2 protein-coding genes are annotated in these 2,206 nt (G+C 57.7%); both read right to left on the reverse strand.

Annotated features, from left to right (window positions below):
- Window positions 1-253 precede the first annotated feature (253 nt).
- Window positions 254-502 (reverse strand): YfhL family 4Fe-4S dicluster ferredoxin, encoded by a 249-nt coding sequence (locus tag PG887_RS22145; protein ID WP_010675358.1) that lies wholly within the window; start codon window positions 500-502, stop codon window positions 254-256.
- A gap of 1 nt (window position 503) precedes the next feature.
- Complete coding sequence (trhP, locus tag PG887_RS22150; protein ID WP_010675357.1) at window positions 504-1,868, reverse strand: prephenate-dependent tRNA uridine(34) hydroxylase TrhP; 1,365 nt, start codon at window positions 1,866-1,868, stop codon at window positions 504-506.
- Window positions 1,869-2,206: the final 338 nt, after the last annotated feature.

The raw sequence follows: 2,206 nt of genomic DNA on the forward strand, positions 1-2,206 counted from the left end.
CGGAACTAGTGATTGGTTCCGGATTGTCCTACAGCAGAAGGATCGGTCAATGGATCCTTAACTGATCAGCATTGCGGGCATGCCCGGCTTTTTCTATTTCTGGCTAATGCACCCGCGAGTGTCAGACGCTGACTGCCTGTGCATCCGCACGAATTTCTCCATCAGCTGATCTTCGGTTTCCCACCCGATGGATGGGATCCCGGAGGATGCCGTCCATGGGGCGCAGACGCTGATGCAGGTGCAGGTGCTACAGCTACTGCCTGTGCATCCGCACGAATTTTTCCATCAGCTGATCTTCGGTCTCCACATGGGCGGGATCCCAGATGATGCAGTCGATGGGGCAGACGCTGATGCAGGTGGGCTTCTCATAGTGGCCGACGCATTCGGTGCAGCGATCCGGGTCTATCTCGTAGATCTTGCTCCCCAGGGTGATGGCCTGGTTCGGACACTCCGGATCGCACATGTCACAGTTGATGCACTTGTCGGTGATGAGCAGTGCCATCTCAGGCCGCCGAGTGAGGTTGACGGGTATCCTCGCGCTCGCCGAGGTTGCGCAGCAGGATGCCGTAATTCACGTCGATCTCCTTGGGAACCGGGACGTAGACCACGTGGCCGTTGCCCGGCGCGGTGTCGATGAGCTCGCCCTTGCGGTTCTGCATCTGCTCCAGGTTGAAGCTGAGGTTGCCCTGGGGGGTCATCAGCTCCAGGCTGTTGCCCAGCAGGAACTTGTTCTTCACCTCGACTTCGACCATGTCACCGTTGCGACCGGTGATCTCGCCGACGAACTGCTGGGTGTCGGAGACGGAGTAACCGTAGTCGTAGTTCTGGTATTCGCTGTGGTTGTGACGGCGCAGGAAGCCCTCGGTGTAGCCGCGGTGGGCCAGGTTCTCGAGGGTGCCCATCAGGGTCGGATCGAACGGACGGCCAGCCACCGCATCGTCGATGGCCTTGCGATAGACCTGGGCGGTACGGGCGCAGTAGTAGAAAGACTTGGTACGGCCTTCGATTTTCAGCGAATGAACGCCCATTTTGGTCAGGCGCTCGACGTGCTCGACGGCGCGCAGATCCTTGGAGTTCATGATGTAGGTGCCGTGCTCGTCTTCAAACGCAGTCATGAACTCGCCCGGGCGGTTGGACTCTTCCAGCAGCACCAGGGCATCGGTCGGCTTGCCTGCGCCCAGGGTCGGATCCACCTTTTGCACGGCGATGGGCTCCTGGCGGTGGACGATCTGGCCCACGTCATCTTCCTTGCCCTCGTGCACCTTGTACTCCCAGCGGCAGGAGTTGGTGCAGGTGCCCTGATTGGGGTCACGCTTGTTGATGTAGCCGGAGAGCAGGCAGCGGCCGGAGTAGGCCATGCACAGCGCCCCGTGGACGAAGACTTCCAGTTCCATCTCCGGCACCTGCATGCGGATCTCCTCGATCTCGTCGAGAGACAGCTCGCGGGATAGGATGGCACGGGTCAGTCCCATCTGATGCCAGAACTTCACCGTGGCCCAGTTGACCGCGTTGGCCTGCACCGAGAGGTGGATAGGCATGTCGGGGAAGGCTTCGCGCATCATCATGATGAGACCGGGATCGGACATGATGAGTGCATCCGGCTTCATATCCACTACAGGGCGCATGTCGCGGATGAAGGTCTTGAGCTTGGAGTTGTGGGGCTGAATGTTGGCCACCACATAGAACTGCTTGCCGAGGGCATGGGCCTCGTTGATGCCGAGCTGCAGATTCTCGTGATCGAATTCGTTGTTGCGTACCCGCAGGCTGTAGCGCGGCTGGCCCGCATAGACGGCGTCTGCGCCATAGGCATAGGCGTAGCGCATGTTCTTGAGGGTCCCGGCAGGGGAGAGCAATTCTGGTCTGAACATGTTGGACTCTTTTATCTGATTGCAAATCAGGAAGGCACTACCTAATAGTGCCGAATAATCAATGACTTACATTGATTTTTTTGGTGTGTATAGTCGTGTATAGTTGGGATCTCCCAACACCCAAATATTTTACCACCAAACCCAGCTGCCAGCCACGCACACAGCTTGGCTGAGTTGATTTCGGATGCATCCGTGCTAGCAGAGCGGTAGGTCGCAACATATGACTTGTGTCGAACTCATCCGGAGCTTGCTAGAAGGGAACTAGGGAAGGTGCGAATAAGCGGGGAAATTCTTCTCGGCTGACTCAGTCATTTCATTTCTTCATGTTTTAGCCGATT

Origin of the sequence: Aeromonas sp. QDB14 (assembly GCF_027707845.1) — a bacterium.
Classification (GTDB): domain Bacteria; phylum Pseudomonadota; class Gammaproteobacteria; order Enterobacterales; family Aeromonadaceae; genus Aeromonas; species Aeromonas caviae.